We start from the raw sequence: 23556 nt of genomic DNA on the forward strand, positions 1-23556 counted from the left end.
TTTTAGCTAACTGGACCGCTTTCTTCGTGAAGCGGGCAATCTTCGACATAGAGCATCGGCGGTTTCCCGCTTCAACTTCCTAGTTCTGACGGTCGAAGCCGACGCTGTCCAGCGATTCACCAGAGCCCACTCTTGTATATTGACTATACCGAACAGAATCTCGGTTGCTCTGGTTCCTGACGCGCTGGCCGGTGCGTGGCTAAGGCCTACGGACAGAGCGCAGAGGGTATGTTGTTGTCGTCAGGAGTATTCCCCGCGCTAGCAAGCAAGCCCGATTCGGAATTAACGAACATAGCTAAAATTCAAGTCGCTCGAAGGGGTTTCAGGGGGATTCACAGCACTCGCCACGACCGGTTGACTCAGGTAGAGGGCGTCTGAAACGCGACTCCACATCGGTGAGTCGCCGGTGCTGTCTCTGGGACATATACCTGTAACAACGCTCTGCAGAAGTGCCCATAGTATTTGAGATATGTGAATACTACTCACCGCTGGCGGCTGCGGACTCCAAATTGATCTCGATGATGTTTGCTGCCTCCATTACCGATTCAGGGAGGTCATTGTAGAGGTAGTCACCGGAGAGCCGCGTTTTCGGTGCGGTCACACTGATTGCTCCACAGACCGTACCGTCCACGTCTTGAATCGGAGCGCCTACAGACCGCATGCCCCGAATTTCCTCCTCATCGTTTACCGCGTACCCCCGCGCTCGAATTTCTTCGAGTTCTTCCCGTAGCTCGTCGGGGTCAGTGATTGTCTGCTCTGTCTGCTGAACAAGTCCTTCGGTAGCCACTGTTTCAGTGACCCGATCGTCATCGAAATATGCCAGCAGCGCTTTTCCGGTCGCAGTACAGTGGAGGTACTGTGGGGATTCCCTGGTTCGCCGTTGATAGTCCACAGCGACAGTTTCGCCCCCATTATGCTCGTACAGCGTCACCTCTCTGCTCCGGTACGCAACTGTGAGATGGACCCATTCGTTTGTCTCTTCGGCTAGGCGATTTACTTCCTCTTTTCCGAGCTGATAGAGGTCGATCCGATTCCGAACGCTTTCACCGAGTGGTATGAACCGCAGCCCCAACCGATATACCCCGTCTGACTTATCGATAAAGCCCTCAGCAACGAGTGTCTGTAGGTACGTATGTAGTGTACTTTTGGCAACATCTATATTCCCACAGAGATCGGAAAGCGTCGCCTCAGACTGTGACTGAAGTTCACGCAGGACCTCACTGGCAGTCTGCATTGACTTGATTCGTCGGGTTGGTGGCTCGCGTTCAGTCATGTGCTGATTCTCGTTTATCATGGTTATATGATTTTGGTATATCGAATGCACAGTCTATTGCTGTAGCCCTCTTCGTCTAAGATATATGCGCCAGATTGGGATGGTCCGCCCCAGTGGACTGGATCTCGAAGCACAATCCAATCCGACCCGGATATATCGACTGTCAGCAGCACTCCCCTACATGAACTTTTATTAATTATGATGTCGATGGAGCAAACGACATGCGCTGTTGCCATAGTCGGTGTAGTCGCCAAACTGGCCGTATAGCGACTGAAAAGCCGATACGGACCTCATTGGCAGGAACAGATTTTGATGCAGATACAGCATTGCGCAACGAGCGGAATGGCGATACGTAACCGAATCAATAAGAATGAGTTCTGAATTCGACATCAAGCTGTACGACGACATTGACCCCGAGGACCGACCCTCTCTGGTAGAGGCGCTGATACCGATTATTGGGATGCTAACCGCACTGGGTATCGGGATTGGAATTTACGGGCTTGACCCGCAGTTCCCCCTCCTCTGGGGGATTGCCTTCACTGGCCTGTTCAGTTACTTCCGATTCGACATCTCCTGGGACGAGATGTACTCCGGGATCACACACACGTTGCTGATGGGCATTCAGGTCGTGTTCATCCTGTTTATTGTCTATGCGCTCATCTCGACCTGGATACAGGCCGGAACGATTCCGACGCTCATGTACTATGGCCTTGACCTGCTGCACCCGATAGTGTTCCTCCCGCTCACAGCGATCATTACTGCGGCGATAACGTTTGCTATCGGGTCATCGTGGACCGCGGCGGGGACGCTCGGCGTTGCCTTCATCGGAATCGGTTCTGGACTTGGACTCCCTGAACCGATGACTGCAGGGGCAATCCTCACCGGCGCATACACGGGTGACAAGCAGTCACCGCTCTCGGACACGACAAACCTCGCTTCGGCGGTGACGAACACTGATCTGTACGATCATATCAATGCGATGCGGGCAGGGACGTTCCTTGCCTTCTCCATCGCTGTCGTCCTATACGCCGGCCTCGGCATCCGCGCATCAGGGGCTATTCCTGTTGACCGGATCGCTGAGATCCAGACGGCGCTTACGGGCTCGTTCACGATCTCACCGCTTGCTTTCTTCCCGCTTCTCGTGACATTCGGACTGGCCATCTACGGCATCTCTGCAATTCCAGCTCTCGGTGCTGGTGTCTTTGCCGGCGCGATAACCTCGGCCGTGCTTCAGGGCAACTCGTTCACGTCGGTCTGGACCGTCGCACAGAGTGGGACAAGCCCGGAAACAGGGATGGAACTCGTAAACGGCCTCCTCGCAAGCGGTGGCATGGTTGGCGGTGCATGGGCCGTAACAATTGCCATCGCCGCACTCGCACTGGGTGGGCTGTTTGAGTGTACTGGAATTATCGCCGTTCTAGCCCATCACCTCGGCCAGCTCAGCAAGAGCGTTGGTAGTCTCACTGGTATTACGGTCCTGTCGTCAGTCTCGATGAACGTCCTTGCGGCAGAACAGTACATAAGTATCGTTGTTCCCGGCGTGACGCTGGGCAGTCTCTACGAGGAGAAGGGGCTCAAGACAGAGAACCTTTCGCGGGCGATTGAGTCCTCCGGGACCGTCACAAGTGCGCTCATTCCATGGAATAGCGGCGCAGTGTTCATGGCTGGCACGCTTGGTGTCAGCACGTTCCAGTATGCGCCGTATTACTTCCTGGGCTTCCTCTCGCCGCTCATCCTCATCCTCATGGGAGTTACCGGCTGGCAGATCACATACACTGAGGCCGAGGCTGACGACCATATGACGAGTAACGTGGCTGCACCGGCAGATAGTGACTGATCACACTATTCGAAGAGTGACCATGTGAGAACCCAGATCCTATCTGGAATACACAGTGCACCTCCGGTCTCGCAACCTGCTGCCTACTGGGTCGAGTGTAGCAGTGAGTGAAATACAGTAACTGACACAGCCTGATCGAAAAGGTTGGAAAAACTGAAAATATAGGTTTTGATACTATATCTGATTAATTGAGAAATGCACTAAACACGCCTTCGACGTGTAGAATTAAGCGGCTATTCTTTGAAGATTAAAACCGCAGCATCTCACAATCTAGCGTCCTACTGCCAACTATTACGAGTTTTACGCTCAGTATGCCGATTTAAGCAACTCAATAGTACAATGCCACTAGGTATAGTGGAAAAGTAACGTTGTGAGCAAATCTGTATAAAAAGAGCACGAGGAGCGCTAAACGAACTGAATGACGCAATCTCATTCGGTGCTGATAGACCAGTTGAACTTGAGTTAGTGTCTCGTCGCGTTACGGGAGACGGCACAATGAACGGAACTGTTCTCCAAATAATAACATATCTTACTTATATTGGAATATTACACGACTACAGAATGGAACGTGCTGCTTGAAGGAGGCTGTGTTTTACTCATGCCACTGCTTTGTGGCTGGTGGGTCGACACCTGTAAAGTGTTCGCCGCGTGAAAACGCCTGATGTAGGTGGCAGTAGCACTTGAATGGGCCGCACTGACAGTAGCTACTGCAACCCAGTTCACAACACGTTACCGGGCACTGGTTCAGTTGCTGCCCCGTTCAGACCACCACAACACGGTCGGTCTGCCAGCAGCCTCGAAACTCACCGACGGACTGCACTGACAGACCGAACTCGTACGTGGTTGTTCGGCCATCCGGCCCTGTCACCGTCACCCGCTGTTCAGCATAGTTCTCATCCCGCTCGACAGGGCCCCGCACAGCCTCCTCAAAGTCGATCATCGGCCGGTACTGTGGTGACTGGACCATGGCTATGAACCGGTCAAGCGGGCCAGTAGAGCGGCGGTTGGCCGGGGAGGCGAAGTTGTACGCCGTCATGATTCCCGCGTTCTCAAACGGGTCGTCATTTGTTTCCAGCGCGTCAAGCTGCAGGGAAATGGCGTCGCCGGGGCTGTACGTCTCACGAGGCGTCGGAAGGTCGGCCACCGGATATTCGCGTTCAGACATTGGTATCGTAGGGACGAGCGCGTACCTGCAACAGGTGCTGTATCAGCATGAATGGCACGCCTGAGCAGCCATAGGCCGGACATCGACGGGAGTTTGTGTTACCGCTAACTACAACAGCCAACTGCGAACATGGCCCCACTCAGGGACGCACTTATCGACTGTATGCTGCTAGATGAGGAGAGATTTCGCCGTCGGCTTCCAGACATTGTCGAAACACACAATCTCCAGAGTGTTGACCTGGAACTCGCTGACGAGTCACCGACTGACATCCTCCAAGACCTCGATGGGTTCGAGCCCAGCTCTGTGACGGCGTTTGAGCGGGAACGCATCGCCAGAATGGTGCGACTCGGGACGGTCCCGCTGGGTCTGACGCTCACTGGCCCGGCGTATCAGGATAATCCAGTCCGATACGCGACACAGACGTTTCAGGAGATGACCGGGTACTCGCTAGCAGCGCTTCGCGGCGAGAACCTTCGATTGCTGCAGGGGCCAGCAACTGACGCCGATGCAATCGCAACGCTTCAGGAAGGGATCGATATCTGGGAACAGCGGACCGTCGAACTGTGGAACTACCGAGCGGACGGGACACGCTTCAGAAACCGAGTGACGATAGTGCCGCTTACCGGCCCCGATGGTTCCATCACGAACTGGCTCGGGGTGCAGAAAGCTATCGACACGCCGGACACCTGACTGTCGGTGGCACCGCTCAGAACGCGTCTCTGACCGGTTGGCCGGTCAGCTTGCGATGTAGAGGAGATGCACCAGCACAGCTGTCATCCCGGCAGCAATCATCAACGCCCATCCAGTCCGCCGGACACGCTGCCCGTACTCGCTTAGGTCGTTGTCTTCAGTTCCGAGTATCGTGATGAGCCGACTCGGATGCCTGAATGGACTCGGCGGCTTCGGGTCTGGGAGTCGCCGCCGGAGTTGCTGGTACTCGGCGAACGACCAGCCGCCGTACAGGCACAGTGAGAGGATCATCCCGACCCAGAAGCTGAACCCCGCGAGCATCGGGAGCCCGATCGGCCCCAGAAGTTCTGCCTGAATCTCCTGTGGCGGGCCTCCAAATTCACCGGGGGTGTTGAGAAGGCCGAACACCAGCGCGACCATCGAGAGCCAGAACCCGACGAAACAGACACCGAGTCCCTGTTTCGATAGCCGGTGGAGTATCTCGCCGTGACTGTCAACCCACGTCTCTCGTGGCGCTGGCTGCCCCTCACTTGCCGGACGGAGCTCTTGCTGACCCGGGTTCTTCGCCCCCAGCCCGGCCAGTACCCCGATGACGGAGAGGAAACCACCGACTGCAATGGCTCGCAGTGGGAACGGCGTCCGCTCTCGAATCAGGAACGCGTCGTCCGGGTCGGCTGGTGAGACGTATGCGCGGGCCGTCGTTCCCGGCTCGTAGGACTCGACCACCGACTCTGCTTTCGACCGGTCGGAGTACGTCCGGACGCCTGTGCTCGGGAACACCTGCTCGCTGGTGTAGGTCTCCCCCTGATATTTGTACGTGTACTGAATTTCCGGTTCGTAATCGATTCCTCGCCCGCCGTCCATTCGATCGACACTGGAATCGGTGATGGTTGCCTGGACGGCAACGGCGTTGTCGACCGCCTGTGACTGCTGGACGTAGTCGTACCCGCCGAACCCGAGCAGACCGGTGGCAAGGAGCAGCAAAAGTGCGCTCTTCTGTGAAAGGTGGAGGGTCGTGATTCCGACCGGGACCTTCATATCAATACACAGTATTGTATCCCATTCGTATGAGCGTAGCGCTCGAAACACGCCACTCCACAGCCCGGTCGCGTTCTATCAGGGAGCAACCGAATCGAGACGCTACCCCTCGTCTGCCTTCCCATCGCGTCGGTCACGCTCTCTCGCTTCCGGGTCCCGCTCTGCTGGGTTGCCGTGTCCGCCGCCGCCGGGCGTTCGGACGGAGACGGTCGTCCCAGCCTCGACATCAATGGAGGCCTTGGCAGGGACTGGCTCGCCGTCGACCAGATTCTCCCCTGTTGTGCCGTCCTCGCCGCCAGCGATTCCAGCAGGGGCCGTCCGCCGGCGCTCCGTCAGCAGTGACACGGTGGCGTCGGTCTCGACGGTGACGGTGCGTTCGAGCCCCAGCCCGCCGCGGTATCGACCGTCGCCGCCGCTTGACGGACGCAGCGCGTACCGCTCGACCCGGAGCGGATACTCTGTCTCCATCGCCTCGACGGGCGTATTGAGCGTGTTCGTCATGCCGACCTGCACGCCGTCCATCCCGTCTTTCTCGGGTCGGGCACCGAACCCACCGCCGATGGTCTCGTAGTAGGTAAACTCACCAGTTCGGTCGCCGATGATGAGGTTGTTCATCGTTCCCTGTCCACCGGCGGGAACTCTGTCGGGGACTGCCCTGGCGAGCGCCGCCAGTGTGACGTCCATGACTCGCTGGCTCGTCTCGACGTTGCCACCGACAACTGCGGCTGGCGCATCCGGGTTGAGCACCGACCCCTCGGGTGCGGACACAGATACCGGCTCGTAACAGCCGTGGTTTGGCGGGATTTCCGGGTCGGTGATGGCTCGGACGACAAAGTAGACCGCGCTCTTTGCGACCGAGAGCGGCGCGTTCAGGTTGCCCGCCACCTGGTCGGCAGTCCCGGTGAAGTCGACAGCTATCGAGGCCCCATCGATGGTGACGGCCACGTCAATCGGGATGTCGGTATCGGTCACACCGTCACCTTCGAGGATATCCTTCGCGCGATACGTTCCGTCCGGGAGAGCATCGAGTTCAGCCTCGACCCGCTCGCGGGAGTACTCGATGACGGCATCGAACGCGTTGAGCAGCGTCGGCCCGTGTTCTTCGAGGAGTTCACCGACGCGTTCCTCGGCCCGGGCGTTGGCGGCGCGCTGGGCCCGGAGGTCTGCCTCACGCTCGTCTGGCGTCCGGACGTTGGCACGGATGAGGTCGTGGACCGCCTCGTTGGGTTCCCCGCCGTCGACGAGCCGAACTGCCGGCAGTCGGAGTCCCTCCTCGTAAATCTCCTGTGCGCCCGGTGGCATACTCCCCGGCGAACTCCCGCCCACGTCGGCGTGATGAGCCCGCGAGACAGCGTATCCAATCACCTCGTCGTTTGGTGCGATCGTCGAGACGAGCGTGATGTCCGGAAGGTGCGTCCCGCCGGCGAACGGGTCGTTGACGATGAACACGTCGCCCGGTTTCGGGTCTTTTTCGAGGACAATATCCACCGCATCGGGCATCGCGCCGAGGTGGACCGGGATGTGTTCCGCCTGTGCGACCATCCGACCCGACGCGTCGAAAAGCGCCGTCGAACAGTCCTGTCGCTCCTTGATGTTCGGGGAGTACGCCCCGCGGATGAGCACGTGGCCCATCTCGGTTGCGACACTCTCCAGCTGGTTCCTGAGGATTTCCAGCGTTACAGGGTCGATTGTCTCCTGTCCGTCACTCGATGTCGTAGCTTCGTCGTTCATATGTCGCTCACCGCCGCTGTCAGTGTCCCGTCATCGCGCACCTGGACGTTCCACGCCGGTGGAATGACGATTGTGCTCTCATCGCCCTCGACAATCGCGGGGCCGTCGATGCTATTCTGTGGTTGCAGTTTCGCTCGCTCGTAGACCGGGGTTTCGCGGACCTCGTCGGCGAACACCGCCTCCCGAGAGCCCTTCTGTGGGTCGCCTTCGGCAGTGTATTTGACCGGCGGCGCGCTCCGTTCGACGGTCGTCGTCACGCGACAGTTCACCAGGTCGACCGACTCGTCCGCCCGATAGCCGTAGGCAGACTCGTGGGCTTCGGCGAACCGCTCGCGGGCGTCTGCGGTGTCAAACGGTCGGTCGACATCCACGGTAAGCTCGAAACTCTGGCCGGCGTACCGGAAGTCGGCGGAGTACCGTACTGTCGCCGCCTCGCGGTCACTGACCTCAGCCAGCAGTTCTTCGGACAACTCCTCGTAGACTGTGTCAACATTCTCTGGGTCGACCGCGTCGAGTGACCGCTGATACGTCCGTACTGCGTCGCGCTTCTCGTCGGCCGCGAGCAGGCCGTATGCCGACAGCACACCTGAGGCGCGTGGAATCACCACCCGGTCGATATCGAGGCTATCCGCGATGGATACCGCGTGCATCGGCCCGGCACCCCCGAACGCGGCGAGCTCGAACTTCCGCGGGTCGTACCCACGCTCGACGGTCACAGAACGGATGGCCCTGGTCATGTTCGCGTTTGCGACGCGGTAGACGCCACGGGCGGCTTCTACGGGCCCGTCGAAACCCGCCTCGTCGGCGAGATCTGCAAGCGCGTCGTAGGCCGCATCCGAATCGAGCGAGAGTTCGCCACCCAGACTCGTGCTCTCACCAATATAGCCCAGCACGAGATTCGCGTCGGTGACCGTCGGCTCAGTTCCGCCCTTCCCGTAGCAGGCAGGGCCGGGGTCGGCTCCGGCAGAGCGCGGTCCGATGCGGAGTGCGCCCCCGGCGTCGACCCAGGCGATGGACCCGCCACCTGCACCGACTGTTTCGACGTCGACCATCGGCGTCTTGATCGGCCGCTCGTTGATGACGCCCTCCGTCGTCCGTTCGGCTTCGCCATCGCGGACGAGACTCACGTCGCTGGAGGTCCCGCCCATATCGAACGTAACGAGCCCGTCCTGTTCGTCGGCTGCCATCGACCCTGCCCCAACGACCCCGGCGGCAGGGCCCGAGAGGACGGTCGTCACGGCGTTCCGCCTGACAGTGTCGGCATCGGTGATGCCGCCGTTGGCCTGCATAATTCGGGGCTGTGGGACTCCGAGTTCCCGCGCTCGGTCGGTGAGGCGACTGACGTAGTGGTCAATTGCCGGGCGTACGTATGCGTCGACGGCCGTCGTTGACGTTCGTTCGTACTCGCGGAACTCAGCGAGGACTTCGTGGGAGGCTGAGACGGGAACATCGAGTTCGTCGCGCAGGATTTCTGCCACCTGGCTTTCGTTTTCCGGGTGCGCGTATGCATGCAAGAGCGAGACGGCAACGGACTCGATATCTATTTCGCGCAACTGCTCGGCGATTGACCGCACTTCGTCCTCGTCGACGGGCTGTTCGACGCCGTCGGTGGTCGTCCGCTCGGACACTTCGAAGCGTCGGCGTCTGGGAACCAGCGGTGTTGGCTTTTCGGCGGATAGGTCGTACAGCGACGGGCGGTCTTGGCGGCCGATTTCCAGAACATCCCGGAATCCATCGGTTGTGACGAGTGCCGTCTTTGCGCCGTTCTCTTCGAGGAGCGCGTTGACTGAGACGGTCATCGCATGAGAGAACTCGCTCACAGTCTCCGGGTCGATGTCGGCCGCGTCACAGGCCTTCTCGATCCCGGCGATAACGCCCTCGCTCTGGTCTTCAGTGCTCGGGACTTTCGCGGTCACGAGTTCGCCGTCGAGCGACAGCGTCACATCGGTGAACGTTCCACCGACGTCGACGCCGATCCGCCGGTCTCCCATCTACAGCACCCCCGCGACGCTGAGCAGCGTCCGAACGCCGAGCCACACGACGATGAGCGTCACAATCGCGCCGAGGGCGTTCGCTATCGACCCGTTCGTGTACTCGCCGAGGAGGTCCCGCTGGTTCATCGCGTATATCAGGAATACCGCGACGATCGGCAATAAAATCCCGTTGACCACCTGTGCAAACACGATGATCTGGACGGGGCTGCCGCCCAGCAACACCGAAAGAACCCCGACACTGAGGATCGTCCCCCAGACCGCACGGAACTGTGTGCTCTGCATATCCGAATCCCAGCCGAGTGCACCTGTGGTCGCCCACGCGCCCGCGAGTGGTGCTGTCGTCGCGCTCGTGAACCCGGCGGCAAAGATGCCGATGCTGAAGAACAGTTCGGCGTACGGACCCGCGATGGGTCGCAGCTGTTCGGCCATCCGGCCGATATCGCTGATCTGGGTTCCTGGCTCGAACGCTGCAGCCGCGGTGACCATAATCGTAATCGTGATCACGCCGCCTGCGACGATCGAGAGCACCGTGTCGATGCGGGAGTGGCCGATATCGTCGGGACCGCTCCACCGCTCCTGGACGTTACTCGCATGCAGGAACAGGTTGTACCCGACGATGGTCGTTCCGATGAGGCCGGTGATGAGGTACAGCGACCCCGAGGGGATACCGGGGACGAACCCCATCGCAATCGCACCGGGATCGGGACCGATGAGGATCGCCGATGCTACGAACGAGAACGCCATCACGGCAACCAGACCAATGAGCGCTCGCTCGATCAGCTTGTAGCGCCCAGTGTAGAGCAGGAGTCCGGCCACGAGTCCCATCACGACCCCCCACACCGTCGAGTCGATACCAGTAATCGTCGCGAGCCCTGCGGCACCGCCGAGGATATTCCCGGCCTCGTAGGCGGCGGTCCCGACGCCGATCGCGCCGACAACGAGGAATATACTCACGTACTCGACGATCTGATTGTCGAACCGCTCTCGAAGTGCTTCGCCGAGCCCCTCCCCCGAGACAAGACCCAGTCGCGCACTCATTTCCTGGAGAACGATCGTTGCAACAATTGAGAAGACCATTGTCCACAGGAGTGCGTAGCCAAACTCCGCCCCGGTAACACTCGCAGTCGTGACCGTGCCTGGGCCGATGAACGCGGCGGCGACCATCGCTCCCGGGCCGACGGCTTTGAGTCGTTTTGTAATGCTCATGATTGTTGGTTTTGATAGCCACTGTCACGGTCCCAGCAGGTAATGAAAAACATTGTTAAGACCTGTGTGTGGCCGGAACATCGGTCGTATGAACCCTGTGTCTGTGTCACCAAGTGTGTGAACTAGTAAGAACTCCCACACCCACCGATTTGAGTCTGTTTACGTCCCGTGCCGGGGGTATTCACGGTTCTCGCTCTCTCAGTAGAACTTTCGAAACACTCTCGTCGACTTCAATTTCGAACGGGAGGTCGGCGATGCTACCACGGATGAACCGAATCATCAACCACCGCACCGACTCGGATGGGAACACCACGTGGAAACTCCCTTTTTCGTCCCGCCGAACGGTCAGGAACCCACACAGCGAGAGCCATTCGAGAACATCTTCGAGCGAATCGAACCGCTCAGCGTATTCCTGAGCGTGGTACTGTGCCACCTGATCGATCATCTCGAGAACCTCCTCGTCCTGTTCTGCCGGATCGCTAAACTGACTCAGGAGTGCGTGAAGCAAGTCGACGTCCAGCAAGACGTGCTCGCCCGTCGAGAGCATCTCGTAGTACGTCTGGAGGTGGTCGCTGTCACTCGCGTGTGCCGAGTCGAAGTTTGCCGCGTAGAATGCGATTGCCTCGCGGATCAGCTGGCTCTGGCTTTCCCCAGTTCGGTCGGTCAGCCCCTCTAACGTCGCCTTGGTCTCCTCGTCGAGAGAGACGGTGACGCGGTCGGTTGGCATAGTGCCCCTCCTCACTGGATGGCCTTAATATCGTGTTGTTTGGTGACAGAGCGCTCTCAAGCATGGCAGCGAGACCAGTGCGTCAGTGTCTGCGGGATGTCCGTGATGTGTCTTCGTGAGGCCCAGCCGCCGGCCCATGGCGCTCACCCGAAATCAGCGCAGAAATAAGTAAATATTAAATCATTCACCAACAAATGAGTTCAGAAATCTGGTGTTTATTATTGAACCATTCATCCAGCACGCGGCAACTGAACCATACCTCTCCCGACAGGTGTCGACGTCCCGAACGAGCGGCCACGCTTAGCGCCACCGTTCATAGCGATAGCTTCGCGCCCGGGAGCAGCAGATGAGAGACGCCGGGAGTCCACTCGACACGGCTCAGGTTCTTGTTGTCGGTTCGACGACCTGGAGCGAGCCGTTCTCAGAAGCTCTCACAGCAAGCACCGAGGCCACTATCCGCACTGTTGAGACGACATCGGAAGCCCTCGATACCGTTCGGCAGCGCTCGGTCGATTGTCTCGTCACGGGAGCGTCACTCGATGACGAAAGTGGGATTGGGCTGGTCCGACAGCTCCGAGAGTCGGCTCCGGCCCTCCCAGTCGTTCTCGGGACCACGGATGGAAGCGAAGCCCTAGCGAGTGAGGCAATCGAGGCCGGCGTTTCCGACTACGTTCCCCTCACAGGAACGGACGGCCTGCGGATAGACGAGTTGATTGAGCGAACCGGGAAGGCGCTCCAGTCCGCTCGGCAAGCGATCACGCAGCGCGAACGGGCACGGCAGTTCGACGCCGTCTTTCACGACACACAGACGGCCACGTGGGTCCTCGATCCGGACGGCTCGCTCACCCGTGTGAATCAGACGGGACGAGCAATGCTTGATGCGGACGCAGACACGGTCATCGGTGACCTGTTCTGGACGCTGCCGTGGTGGTCACAGTCCGACGCGACAGAACGCGACATCCGGAACCTCGTCGCGGCCGCACGCGACGGGCAGTTCGGTAACGCAGTCGTTCACCGGCCGGCCACGGCTACGGATCGCGTTATCGAGCTTTCAGTCCGGCCGGTCGAGAACGACTTCGGCGAGGTCACCTCGATCGTGATTGAAGGGATCGACATCACGGAGCAGGTCACCCTCGACCGTGACCTCCGTCAATCTGAGGAACTCCACCGGGTCACGCTCAGCAATATGACCGACACCGTCCTCATGACGAACGAGGCCGGGGACTACACCTACGTCTGCCCGAACGTGCACTTCATTTTCGGCTACACCGACGAAGAGATCCGCCAGCAGGGAACGATCGACACGCTCCTTGGTGAGGACCTGTTCGACCGAGCGGAACTCGCCGAGAAGGGCGTTCTCAAAAACATCGAGTGTACCGTCACCGACAAAGCGGGTCACGAGCACACGTTGCTGGTCAACGTCCGCGAAGTCTCCATTCAGGACGGCACACTGCTGTATAGCTGTCGGGATATCACGAAACGGAAACGGCGTGAGGAAGCGTTGACAACGCTACAGGAGACCGCACGGAAGTTCCTCTACACGGAAACCAATCAGGAAATCGCCCAGCACATTGTCGATGACGTCCTCAGTGTGTTCGACGTTTCCGCGAGTGCCATCTATCTGCACGACGCCGAGACGAACGAACTCCGCCCGGTCGCACAGTCACAGGCGATGACCGAACACCACGGGCCGCTCCCGGCCGTCCGAACGAATGCCGACACACTTCCAAGCCACAGCTTCGTCAAGGATGAGACACTCGTGTTCGACGATGTCCACACGTCGGACCGACTGGAAAACCGGGCAACCGACCTCCGTAGTGTCATGTTCATTCCGCTCGGCAACCACGGCGTGTTCGTTGCTGGGTCGACGGCCGTCGGGGCGTTCGACGACGTGACACAGGAACTCACCGACCTGCTTGCCGCCACCGCCGAGGCTGCCCTCGACCGGGTCGCCCGGGAATCCCAGCTCCGGAAACAGGACCGCGAACTTCAGCGACAGAACGAGCAGCTGACTGCTCTGAATCAGATCAACAATACGATTCGGGAGATCGACCAGACGATTGTCAGCGCCGAAACGAAGGAAGAGATCACCCACACTGTCTGTGAACGGCTCACTGACACAGACCGATTCAAATTCGCGTGGATCGGGAGCGTCAATCCGGGCGGTACTACCGTCGAACCGCGAGCGTGGGCCGGCACCGAACAGGGGTATCTCGACAGTCAGTCAATCGCGGTCGCGGCCTCCGAAACCGACCCCGCGGGCCAGACGGCTGCGACCGGCGACGTGACGATGATATCCAACGTCGCCGCCGATCTTCGGAACGCGCCGTGGCGGTCGGACGCGCTCACGCGTGATTTCCTTTCTGTCCTGAGTATCCCGCTGGTGTACAACGACCTCAGGCACGGGATTCTCACCATCTATGCGGACACGAAAGACGCGTTCGATGAGACAACGCGCACAGTGTTACACGAACTCGGCGAGACGATCGCCTCGGCACTCAGCGGCATCGAACGGAAACACGCGCTGCTCACGACGTCGGTGGCCCGCGTCGAGTTCGTCATCGATGACGAGCGGTTCCTCCTGTCGCGACTCGCCCAGTCAACGGGATGTACTATTGCCTACGAAGGCGGAATCCAGCACGCACCGGCCGGTAACAGCGTGTTTGTGACGGTCGAAGACGCTGACGTGCAAGCGGTCGCGGCGGCTGCGGCTGACATGACGACGATCGACGACGTGACACAGATAAGTGACGACGACACTGACAGCGGCGTCCTGCGGCTGGAGCTGTCACAGCCGTTCCTCGCGCTGGAACTCGCCGACCACGGCGCTATCTTCCGGGAAGCGACCGCAGACCCGGAGGGAACGACACTCGTCGTCGATGTGCCCCAGAGCGTTGACGTTCGAAACATCGCACAGTTGGTCGACAGCACGTTCTCCGGCGTCAAACTCAAGCGCAAACAAACGCTTGAACGGGGTATCGAGCAGGACCGCAGTTCGGAGTTTCTCACGGACCTCACGGAGCGACAGCTCGAAGTGATTCAGACCGCCTACTACAGCGGCTACTTCGAGTCACCGCGTACAAACTCCGGTGAGGACATCGCATCGATGCTTGCGATTTCGCCACCAGCGTTCTATCAGCACGTGCGGACCGTCCAGCGGAAACTGTTCACAGCACTGTTCGAAGAACGGAGCGTTTCGGGCCGGGAGTCCTAGAGGGGTTCAATAATGAACAACCAACTCTACCCCTGCCCCTTTGTTTAACCTCTGAATATTCCTTTGATGTCCTTCTATTCCTTAATCGAGTACTGGCGGTCGGACACCGCCACTCGTGAATACATATGAGAGATGTAGAGCAAGACCACGGCGAGAAGACACCGTACGAGTGCTTTGCGTGTGGCAAAGTCATCACTGCAGTGAGCCAACCGGAGAACTGTCAGGACTGTGGCGGCGAAATGCGCAACCGACTGACACCACTTGAATAACGATGGGACCAGAACTGAGCTCCGCCTCTTCGTCGGACAATTCGTCGACGCCGTCCGAGCCCGAATCAGCGCTCGAAACAGCCCGTCTGCAGCTCCACCGGGCCGCGGACCACCTCGATATCGACCCGAACATCGTCGAACGACTCAATCATCCGCAAAACGTCCATGAGGTCACTGTCCCGATCGAGCGGGACGATGGCACAGTGGAAGTGTTCACCGGCTATCGGGCCCAGCACGATAGCGTCAGGGGACCGTACAAAGGCGGGCTTCGCTATCACCCCGACGTGACGAGGGACGAATGCGTCGGGCTCGGAATCTGGATGACCTGGAAATGTGCGGTGATGGATCTCCCCTTCGGCGGCGCAAAAGGGGGTATCGCGGTCAATCCGAAAACGCTGAGCCGAGACGAAAAAGAACGGCTCACCCGCCGGTTCGCACAGGAACTCCGTGCGGTCATCGGGCCAAACCGGGACATACCAGCCCCGGATATGGGAACAGACCCACAGACGATGGCCTGGCTGATGGACGCCTACTCCATGCAGGAGGGTGAAACGATACCGGGGGTCGTCACCGGTAAGCCACCGATTGTCGGTGGGAGTGAGGGGCGTGAAGACGCGCCCGGCCGGAGCGTCGCGATTATCACACAGCAGGTCTGTGAGTACTACGACCAGCCGCTGTCTGAGACCACGGTCGCAGTACAGGGCTACGGCAGTGTCGGTGCGAATGCCGCACGGTTGCTCGACGAACAGGGCGCGACTGTCGTCGCGATCAGCGACGTGAACGGGGCAATGTACGACCCCGCCGGTATCGATACGGCGACAGTGCCATCACACGACGAGGAACCGGAGGCGGTCACCGAGTACGCCGACACCGTGATTTTGAACGACGAACTGCTGACGCTGGATGTCGACGTCCTCATTCCGGCAGCGCTCGGGAACGTCATCACCGAGGCAAACGCGGACGACATCGCTGCGGAGTACGTCGTTGAAGGGGCGAACGGCCCGACTACGTCTACCGCTGATTCGATCCTCGCTGACCGGGACGTCGTCGTGATTCCGGACATTCTGGCGAACGCCGGCGGCGTCACGGTGAGCTACTTCGAGTGGCTACAGGACATCAACCGCCGGTCGTGGTCACTCGAGCGAGTGAACGACGAACTCGACGAAGAGATGCGAGCGGCCTGGGACGCAGTCCGAACGGAGTTCGAAAACCGCGATATCACGTGGCGCGATGCGGCGTACATCGTCGCCCTGTCCCGCATCGCGGAGGCCCACGAAGCACGGGGGCTCTGGCCGTAACACTGGGTCCGCTGATTTCATACGGGGGCCACACCGTCAGTCGGGGGTGAGAAACCGCTACCGGCGCTTCCCTCAGTAGCAAAACTCGAATCGTGCCCCGCCAGCAGCCCCTTCCGTCACACGGACGGTCCAGCCGTGCGCTTTGGCGATGTCCTCTACGATCGAGAGCCCGAAGCCAGTGCCTCCCTTGGTAGACGTAACGCCGTGTTCCAGTACGTCCCCACGCTTTGCCGGGGGGATCCCATCGCCGTCGTCCGCGACGTAGAACCCCTCACCGCCGTCTAGCTGCCCGACGGTTACCGTGACAGCTTCCCCGCCATGCTCGATAGCGTTTCTGAAGAGGTTCTCGAACAGTTGCGTCAGCCGGCCGGCGTCACCAGCCACTGTCGGGACCGTCTCAGCAACCGTCAGCGTTGCTTCGACGGTGTCGACGTATCCCCAGGCCTCCGTCGTCACGGTCGCAAGGTCGATCTGTTTCGTATCCGTAACCGTGGTCTCACCACGCGCCAGCGTCAGGAGGTCGTCGATCAGCCGCTCCATGCGGTCATGTGCCGCCTCGATCCGGTCTACGTGACTGAGGTCGCCCGACTCCTCGATGATGTCGAGAAATCCGATGGCGATGGATAGCGGATTCCGGAGGTCGTGGGCGACGACACTGGCGAACTCATCGAGCCGCTCGTTCTGTCGCTGTAGTTCGGTTTCCCGGCTTGCGCGGGTGAATGCCGCCTCGACGGTCGCGCCCAGTATCTGGAACAGGTCTACGTCTGCTTCAGAGAAGATCTGTTCCTGTGGCGTTCCGACACCAATAAGCCCAAACTCTCCCAGTGGCACGAACAGGCCACTTCTGAGGCTCCTGTCAGCTTCGCCGACCGACGCCACGGACTGGATGTCGTCGTAGCGACGCATTTCTGACGCCGCAAACGCCTCCCAGGCAAGCGACTCATCGGACTGCAACCGTGGCAGTTCACCGAGCAGTTCGCTCGTGGCAGCACTCGCCGTCAGTGGAACAAGCTCGTCTGTCTGGTCGGCGTACTCCCAGATCCCGGTGAGTTCGAATCCGAGCGTCTCGACAGCAGCCTCGATAGCGATGTCGCCGATTTCCGCACTCGACTGTGCGGCACTGAGCCGCTGTGCTGTTTCCTGCAGTGAGCGGAGCTTCGACTCTAATTGCTTCTGTTCAGTGATATCCTCTAGAACAGCTAGTACGTTCGTTATTTCCCCGTCGGGAGCAGCGATCGGGGCAACCGACAGGAGCAGATCTAGTTCCTCACCGGCTTTCGTCTTCCGTCGAACCTCCTTGCCCCGAATCGGCTCGCCGCTCAATACGCGCTCTCGGTGGGATTCAAACTCAGCTTGCTGCTCGTCCGGGACAATCGGATTGAACTCGCCAAGCACCTCCGCCCGTGACCAGCCGAACATATTCTCGGCCCCGTCGTTCCAGCGGGTGACCGTTCCGTCCGTGTCGATTTCCATGACAGTGAGTGGCGTCGCCTCGATGAGTGATTCAAGTCGCTGGTTCGTCGTCTCAAGTTTACGTTCCCGCTCGACCTGTTCAGTTACGTTGCGGGCGATACCGACGATCCGGACGATCTCATCGTCAAGGATAACTGGCGCGAGGCTCGTGTCCCAGAACCGTGCGTCGTCAGCGATATCCAGTTCTTCCCGATACGAAATCGGCGCACGCTCCTCGACACAGCGCGTGTAGTTCGCCGCGAGTTCAGCACCACGTTCATCACCGAAGATGTCTCGTGGCGTCCGTCCTCGAACGTCCTCGGTTGTGAGTCCTGTCTGTGACTCGTAGCCGGGGCTGAGTCGAGCAAACTCGAACGCTCGCTCGTCACCCGCCGTATCGACGTCAAGCATGAATATGGCGTCACCGGAACTGTTGAGCAGTGCCTCGTACTCTTCAGCAAGTTCCTGGTGCGCTCGTTCCCGGGCTTTCCGCTCCGTAATATCCTGAAAAACGCCTCGAAGAACGGGCTCATCGTCTTGTGGGTCGTCGACGCGTTCTCCCCACGCCCGAACGTCGCGCACGTCGCCGTCGGTCCGAACGATCCGGAGATCGATGTCATACGGTTCCCGGTCCGCAATCGTCTGTTCCACTGCCTTCGAAATCTTGTCTCTGTCGTCAGGATGATAAAAACCAAGTGCGTCATCAAGTGACGGCTCGTACTCGTCGGCAACACCGTGAATCCGACGGACGCCGTCAGACCAGTCGAGGCTGTCCGTGGCCGGGAAATACTCCCACACACCGATATCCGCGATGTTCTGCACCCGCTCGAACAGGAACTCCTGGCGCTTAAGATCGGTCTGGTCCTGCATCCGGGATATTTCGGCGCTTACAAGCTCTGAGAGTAGCTTCACAAACGTTCGCTCAAGCGCCCCGAAGGGTGCGACTCGTGTTGTCGGACTCGAAAAGTTGACTGTCCCGTACCGGACCCCATCGACGATGAGTGGCACGCCGATATACGATTCCAACTCCAACTCACGATACGCAGGGTGGGTCTCTTTCCCTTCAGTGACAGCGTCTGCGAACGAACAGACCGCATCTGTTCCGACCACCTCCGCGCAGTACGTCGATTCGAGGTCGAACTGGTCCCCGGATTCGATTTCCGCATCTGGGGCGTGTACTGCTCTGACTGTGTAATCGTCGCCCTGAACGTGTGAGACGATTCCGATGTCGAGCCCGAGTGTCTGACAGCCCAGATCGAGCAGTTCTTCGAGGCGCGTCTCGGCCGAGATATCACCCTTTGCCATGACGGTCTGGAGTTCCCGCAGTGCATCCCGATCCTGCTCTAACTGTCGTTTCGCCCTGCTCTGTTCGGTAATGTCTCGGGCAACGACGAGCACCTGCCGGTCAGCGTTGCCCCGGAACGGTGTGACGCGGACATCTAACGTCCGCTTGCCGCCGTCGGTCGTCACATCGAGTTGCAGGTCCGTGTCGTACAATCCTGTCACGCCACCGTCGGTCTCGATATCATCGACCGTTGATTCGACCGCCGTTGTGAACCGCTCCGTATCGGATTTGGACATCCGGTCTCCAACGACCGCTTCCAGCTGTTGTCCCGTTATTTTGGTCGCTCTGTCTCCGCTAACCAGTCGTCTCGAAGCGGTGTTCGCGAACTCGATTGTCCCTTCGTCATCGAGAACGAACACAACGTCGTGGATATTTTCGAGGATGGCTTCACTGCGCTCTAACTCCAGTTCTCGTTCCCGCTCCGCCGTGGTCTCTTGTGAAAAGACGGTCAGACCGTCATCGTCGGGAAAGGCTCGTATTTCAACCCAGTAATCCAACGGCTCGCCAAGGTACTGTTCGCACGACACCGGGTCGCCGGTCTCCATTGCGGTTCGGTATTTCTCTTCGAGTTCCGTTCCAACTATGGAGGGAAACTCTTCCCAGATGACTGTACCGACGACAGCGTCGGGGTCGCGGTTGACGCGCTTTGCCATCTTCTCGTTTATATATTCGATACGCCATTCGTTGTCGACAGCATAAATCCCGTCAGTTGCCCGCTCAAGCGTTCGTTGGAAGCGGTCTGACAGTCGCTCGGCGGCCGCTTGCTTGCGAGCGGCCTCGGTGAGCGTCTGGATACGGCTCGCGAGCAACTCGAAACTGTTCTGACCTGCGTGGACCGGAACGTAATCGGAGACACCCGCCTGTGTCGCTTCGCTGGCGATTCGCTCGCTCCCCCGGCCAGTAAACAGGATCGTCGGTCGTTCGTCCTGTTCCGCTTGTAACCGGTCCAGAAGATCAATTCCCGTCCCGTCCGGCAATGAGTACGATGTGACCACACAATCGATAGCCGAAGTTGCAAGCAGGTCGAGAGCAGCCTCTATAGTCCCGACTGCTGTGACGTTAAAGTCAGATGAGATATTCCGGAGTTTCGTCTGCGCTAACTCAGCAAAGTCGCCATCGTCGTTTACATACAAAACGTGAATGGTATCGGGAGTCCCGTCACCGGCATAAGCCATTATTACAACTATGCATCGAGATTTTATGAATCAACCGCGCCAGTTTTTATATATGATATTCGGGTGCCCCATATAGCTCTGTACTGCTCGGTTTAGTTGGATATTCGGGTCCAGCATGCCACCGGCTCATACCGCTACTGAGTCACACTATGACACCATCAAAGTATATAATCTGATACTTGGGTCAGCAAGTTTATCGTTCGAAGTTAGGTACATCCGATATTGTGTCAGAGATGACGAGTATCCTTGTGCTTCATATTGATGATGAACCCGATTTTCTGGACGTGGCATCGGAAATACTTGCACAGCAATCCGATCAACTCAAGATAATAACCGCAGCGAGTGCTGCTGAAGGGCTCGATAAACTTGCTACACGTTCTGTTGACTGTATTATCAGTGACTACCGGATGCCTGAGAAAGACGGTATCGAACTCCTCAAAGCTGTCCGTGCAGAGTACCCTGACCTACCGTTTATTCTCTTCACTGGGGAGGGGAGTGAAGCGGTCGCCAGCGACGCAATTGCTGCCGGTGCAACCGATTATCTCCGAAAAGGGCACGGAACGGAACGATACGAACTCCTCGCAAATCGTATCGAAAACGCCGTCGAACAGTACCGCACCAATCAGCGCGCTGTCGAACTTGAACGGGTTCGCGCGCTCGTCAGCAACATCGACCAGGCTCTCATCCGGGCGAGTTCGCTCTCGGAGATCAAAACTCGGGTCTGTGAGATCATTAGCAACTCTGAACCCTATCGTTTCGCATGGATCGGCGAGCGTGACCCTGAGACAGACCGAATCGAGCCACAGGCCTGGGCCGGCGTCGAGGACGTGTATCTCGATACTATTGTTGTCACTGCGGATAACTCTCCGACTGGACAGGGTCCTGCAGGCACGGCCGTCCGCGAACGACGTATTGCGACGTCGCAGAATATTCAAGCTGACCCGGCGTTCGAGGTCTGGCGAGAGGAAGCACTCGACCGCGGCTATCGAAGCACCGCTGCGGTTCCGCTAGAATACAATGACACGCTGTATGGTCTCCTGTGCGTCTATTCATCCCGTTCGTTTGCCTTTGCTGAGGACGAACAGGCATTACTCAGCGAACTTGGGAATAGCATCTCACACGCCATGCATTCGCTGAAGATCCGAGACGAACTGCGTGCAGAGCGGACATTTATCGATCAGGCGCTCGATTCGCTTGCCGACATATTCTACGTGCTCGATTCCGAAGGCAACGTCCAGCGCTGTAACGAACAATTCGAAAGGCTGGCCGGGTACGCCGACGAGGAGATATCTGATCTCGACGCACTCAGTCTTTTTCGGGAAGAAGAACGAGAGGGAGTCTCCGAGGCGATTGAGGAGGCGCTCACAACGGGGCAATCAACCATCGAAGCGGAGTTCCGTACCGCAGCGGGAAAGCGCGTTCCCCACGAGTTCACTGCTGACCGGCTAACTGATCAGGACGGTGACCTGATAGGGCTCGTCGGCACCGGTCGAGATATCTCCGAACGGACAAGACGTGAACGGGAACTGCAGGATCAAAAAGAACAGCTAGAGCAGTTTGCTGCAACTGTCAGCCACGACCTTCGGAACCCGTTAACGGTCATACAAGGTCGCCTGGCGCTCCTGCAGGCCGAACAGTCAAACGAGCATCTCGCTGTGATCGAGACAGCGACCGATCGGATGGAACGCATTGTCGAGGACCTCCTCTGGCTAGCGCGAGAGCAACAAGAAATCGGGTCACTGGAACCTGTCTCGATCGACACAGCCGCTGAGGCCGCGTGGAAGCTCGTCTCTGACCCTGCAGACGAAGCCGAACTGTACTGTGATTGTGGGGCCGATACCCAGCCACTGGTCAAAGCTGACACCGATCAGTTCCGGCATCTGCTCGAAAATCTGTTCAGGAACACGATTGACCACGCAGGCCGGGATGTCACTGTCGTTGTGGGCGGGATTTTCGGTGACGCCACCGGATTCTACATCGAAGACGATGGCCCTGGAATCCCTGCCGAGGACCGCGAAAAGGTGTTCGAGGCTGGCTACTCGACTTCCGAATCAGGGACTGGGCTGGGTCTCAACATCGTCAAACGAGTCGCTGACGCCCATGGCTGGGATATCTGCGCAACTGAGAGTTCGATGGGTGGGACACGATTTGAGATAACGGGCCTCGAACTAGTGGAATAACTCATTATTTAGAACCGTACTGTTTCGAACCGGTCATCGGGCTTCCTGTGCGCTGGTGGATTCACCCCTACTGAGTTACTTACCCCCACCGAGCTGGCTACGATTTCCCACTTCTCTGCCACGTGCTGCTGGATTGAATTGCCCTTCCGTTACACATTCAGGGACTCGGAACTACAGGAACTAGTACAGATGCAAGTGTCCGGTCATCGTCCACCTCGATGCCGCAATTGCGGACGCTCAGTGACCGCATAGCTAATAAAATGGCATAAAACGTCACAATCGTTATTTCGTACCAACTGTATGTTACTTAATGCGGTTCTGGTCCCCGCGCCACCTCCCCCACTGAATCCGATCACGTTCATCAAGCGGTCCGGGTCCAGAACCCGTCGACGCGGATACCGACTCCGAATGGTGCGGTGCACACCACTCCCCCCGGCTGCCCACCATTCCTATGCTATTGCATGGGGTGTACTTCTCACGTTATCAGATGGAAACAACGCCAGTAAAAATGAGCGGCTTGTAACCAAATCAACAGACGGCGTGGGGATATCATAAATACTTTATATACACTCGTATCCGAGCTAGGTGGGTTCTGTGCCCTGCCCAATCGCACTGGATTCACCCACACGATTGCTTCGGGCTGGAATCCGTCGTCGAAACCGACGACTTCCGATGGGACGTTGCACCCCATCTCTCCCACCCCCACAGCAACGTCCCATCCTTTTACGGGATTGGCGGAGCCGTGCGTTCCGGTGATGACTGCACTGAAATTACCACTATGCTAGGAGTTACCACAAAAAATATGTCGAACGGTGAATTACAATTATACGGGTTCTGGTCCCCGCTTTGGGCCCTTTCCTACTTTGCGCCCACTCGCCCCACCCCATGTCTCGGGTCCAGAACCCATCCGTGCCTCTGACTGCAGTGGGTGGCACACACGGTGCCCATCGCCACCCGTCATC

The 23556-nt window shown here is 58.7% G+C and carries 14 protein-coding genes; 6 read left to right on the top strand and 8 right to left on the bottom strand.

From position 1 onward, the window contains the following. Positions 1 to 478 precede the first annotated feature (478 nt). Positions 479 to 1273, bottom strand: a complete 795-nt coding sequence (locus tag G9463_RS09545) for an IclR family transcriptional regulator (protein WP_049919377.1) — start codon at positions 1271 to 1273, stop codon at positions 479 to 481. A 370-nt stretch (positions 1274 to 1643) separates the two neighbouring features. Here G9463_RS09545 and nhaC point away from each other — a divergent pair, with 370 nt between their 5' ends. After that, the gene (gene nhaC, locus G9463_RS09550) at positions 1644 to 3110 is read left to right on the top strand and encodes a Na+/H+ antiporter NhaC (RefSeq protein ID WP_004965630.1); all 1467 of its coding nucleotides are present in this window, start codon (positions 1644 to 1646) and stop codon (positions 3108 to 3110) included. A 760-nt stretch (positions 3111 to 3870) separates the two neighbouring features. On the opposite strand, the gene G9463_RS09555 is transcribed toward nhaC, so the two are convergent. Continuing rightward, complete coding sequence (locus G9463_RS09555) at positions 3871 to 4275, bottom strand: DUF4864 domain-containing protein (RefSeq protein WP_165896567.1); 405 nt, start codon at positions 4273 to 4275, stop codon at positions 3871 to 3873. A 129-nt stretch (positions 4276 to 4404) separates the two neighbouring features. On the opposite strand from G9463_RS09555, the gene G9463_RS09560 reads away from it, so the two are divergent. After that, on the top strand, positions 4405 to 4965 hold the full coding sequence (locus G9463_RS09560; protein ID WP_165896568.1) for a PAS domain-containing protein: 561 nt from the start codon (positions 4405 to 4407) through the stop codon (positions 4963 to 4965). A 45-nt stretch (positions 4966 to 5010) separates the two neighbouring features. Here G9463_RS09560 and G9463_RS09565 read toward each other — a convergent pair whose 3' ends face one another. From G9463_RS09565 to G9463_RS09585, 5 genes are all read right to left on the bottom strand, one after another. Then, positions 5011 to 6003 carry a DUF3592 domain-containing protein gene (locus G9463_RS09565; RefSeq protein WP_165896569.1) on the bottom strand — a complete coding sequence of 331 codons (993 nt, stop codon included), beginning with the start codon at positions 6001 to 6003 and terminating at the stop codon, positions 5011 to 5013. 102 nt (positions 6004 to 6105) lie between these two features. Next, positions 6106 to 7734: a hydantoinase B/oxoprolinase family protein gene (locus G9463_RS09570; protein WP_165896570.1), complete on the bottom strand. Its 1629-nt coding sequence runs from the start codon at positions 7732 to 7734 to the stop codon at positions 6106 to 6108. Next, the gene (locus tag G9463_RS09575; RefSeq protein WP_165896571.1) at positions 7731 to 9725 is read right to left on the bottom strand and encodes a hydantoinase/oxoprolinase family protein; all 1995 of its coding nucleotides are present in this window, start codon (positions 9723 to 9725) and stop codon (positions 7731 to 7733) included. Before G9463_RS09575 ends, G9463_RS09570 begins: the two co-directional genes overlap by 4 nt. Further along, a complete protein-coding gene (locus tag G9463_RS09580) occupies positions 9726 to 10934 on the bottom strand; it encodes an Nramp family divalent metal transporter (RefSeq protein ID WP_004965643.1) in 1209 nt (402 codons plus the stop codon). 181 nt (positions 10935 to 11115) lie between these two features. Then, a complete protein-coding gene (locus tag G9463_RS09585) occupies positions 11116 to 11661 on the bottom strand; it encodes a ribbon-helix-helix protein, CopG family (RefSeq protein ID WP_004965646.1) in 546 nt (181 codons plus the stop codon). 346 nt (positions 11662 to 12007) lie between these two features. Between G9463_RS09585 and G9463_RS09590 the strand changes: the two genes are divergently transcribed. The 3 genes from G9463_RS09590 (at position 12008) to gdhB (ending at position 16442) form a co-directional block, all read left to right on the top strand. Further along, a complete protein-coding gene (locus G9463_RS09590; RefSeq protein ID WP_165896572.1) occupies positions 12008 to 14875 on the top strand; it encodes a bacterio-opsin activator domain-containing protein in 2868 nt (955 codons plus the stop codon). 125 nt (positions 14876 to 15000) lie between these two features. Further along, positions 15001 to 15144 carry a rubrerythrin-like domain-containing protein gene (locus tag G9463_RS09595; protein ID WP_007190230.1) on the top strand — a complete coding sequence of 48 codons (144 nt, stop codon included), beginning with the start codon at positions 15001 to 15003 and terminating at the stop codon, positions 15142 to 15144. A gap of 2 nt (positions 15145 to 15146) precedes the next feature. After that, on the top strand, positions 15147 to 16442 hold the full coding sequence (gene gdhB / locus G9463_RS09600; RefSeq protein ID WP_165896573.1) for a glutamate dehydrogenase GdhB: 1296 nt from the start codon (positions 15147 to 15149) through the stop codon (positions 16440 to 16442). Between the two features lie 72 nt (positions 16443 to 16514). Here gdhB and G9463_RS09605 read toward each other — a convergent pair whose 3' ends face one another. After that, positions 16515 to 20414 carry a PAS domain S-box protein gene (locus G9463_RS09605; RefSeq protein WP_165896574.1) on the bottom strand — a complete coding sequence of 1300 codons (3900 nt, stop codon included), beginning with the start codon at positions 20412 to 20414 and terminating at the stop codon, positions 16515 to 16517. 233 nt (positions 20415 to 20647) lie between these two features. On the opposite strand from G9463_RS09605, the gene G9463_RS09610 reads away from it, so the two are divergent. Further along, positions 20648 to 22594 (top strand): response regulator, encoded by a 1947-nt coding sequence (locus G9463_RS09610; protein WP_165896575.1) that lies wholly within the window; start codon positions 20648 to 20650, stop codon positions 22592 to 22594. Positions 22595 to 23556 lie beyond the last annotated feature (962 nt).

Origin of the sequence: Haloarcula sp. JP-Z28 (assembly GCF_011440255.1) — an archaeon.
Taxonomy (GTDB): Archaea; Halobacteriota; Halobacteria; order Halobacteriales; family Haloarculaceae; genus Haloarcula; species Haloarcula marismortui.

Coding starts and splice junctions, on each gene's coding strand:
- G9463_RS09545 (WP_049919377.1), bottom strand. CDS start 1,273: ATGACTGAACGCGAGCCACCAACCCGACGAATCAAGTCAATGCAGACT.
- nhaC (WP_004965630.1), top strand. CDS start 1,644: ATGAGTTCTGAATTCGACATCAAGCTGTACGACGACATTGACCCCGAG.
- G9463_RS09555 (WP_165896567.1), bottom strand. CDS start 4,275: ATGTCTGAACGCGAATATCCGGTGGCCGACCTTCCGACGCCTCGTGAG.
- G9463_RS09560 (WP_165896568.1), top strand. CDS start 4,405: ATGGCCCCACTCAGGGACGCACTTATCGACTGTATGCTGCTAGATGAG.
- G9463_RS09565 (WP_165896569.1), bottom strand. CDS start 6,003: ATGAAGGTCCCGGTCGGAATCACGACCCTCCACCTTTCACAGAAGAGC.
- G9463_RS09570 (WP_165896570.1), bottom strand. CDS start 7,734: ATGAACGACGAAGCTACGACATCGAGTGACGGACAGGAGACAATCGAC.
- G9463_RS09575 (WP_165896571.1), bottom strand. CDS start 9,725: ATGGGAGACCGGCGGATCGGCGTCGACGTCGGTGGAACGTTCACCGAT.
- G9463_RS09580 (WP_004965643.1), bottom strand. CDS start 10,934: ATGAGCATTACAAAACGACTCAAAGCCGTCGGCCCGGGAGCGATGGTC.
- G9463_RS09585 (WP_004965646.1), bottom strand. CDS start 11,661: ATGCCAACCGACCGCGTCACCGTCTCTCTCGACGAGGAGACCAAGGCG.
- G9463_RS09590 (WP_165896572.1), top strand. CDS start 12,008: ATGAGAGACGCCGGGAGTCCACTCGACACGGCTCAGGTTCTTGTTGTC.
- G9463_RS09595 (WP_007190230.1), top strand. CDS start 15,001: ATGAGAGATGTAGAGCAAGACCACGGCGAGAAGACACCGTACGAGTGC.
- gdhB (WP_165896573.1), top strand. CDS start 15,147: ATGGGACCAGAACTGAGCTCCGCCTCTTCGTCGGACAATTCGTCGACG.
- G9463_RS09605 (WP_165896574.1), bottom strand. CDS start 20,414: ATGGCTTATGCCGGTGACGGGACTCCCGATACCATTCACGTTTTGTAT.
- G9463_RS09610 (WP_165896575.1), top strand. CDS start 20,648: ATGACGAGTATCCTTGTGCTTCATATTGATGATGAACCCGATTTTCTG.